Below are 316 nucleotides of genomic sequence, written 5' to 3' on the forward strand. Positions count from 1 at the left end.
CGTGGTGGCGGTGGTGGTGACGGTGTACACGGCGGGCGCGGCATCGGCGGCGATAGGTGGGGCGGCGAGCGCGGGCGCGGGCACGGGTGCGGCGGCGGGTGGTGCTGCTGCGGGTGGTGCGGCGGCAGGTGGTGCTGCGGCAGGTGGTGCGGTCGCAGGTGGTGCGGTCGCAGGCGGCGCAGTCGCGGGAGGCGCAGCGGCGGCCAGTGCCAGCACGTGGTCGCTGGGCATCGCAGCCTTGAGCGGCGGAGGCACGCTGATGACGGCCGGCGTGGCGGTGGGTGCATCCGCAATAGGTGGCGCGGTGGGTTCACTG

Annotated in this window: 1 protein-coding gene; it reads left to right on the forward strand. The window is 75.9% G+C overall.

Going from position 1 to position 316, the window contains the following annotated elements:
* Nucleotides 1-316, forward strand: a 316-nt coding sequence (locus QCE79_RS34955; protein ID WP_309852526.1) for a hypothetical protein, incomplete at both ends; no start/stop codon positions are given.

Origin of the sequence: Caballeronia sp. LZ003, from assembly GCF_031451465.1 — a bacterium.
Classification (GTDB): domain Bacteria; phylum Pseudomonadota; class Gammaproteobacteria; order Burkholderiales; family Burkholderiaceae; genus Caballeronia.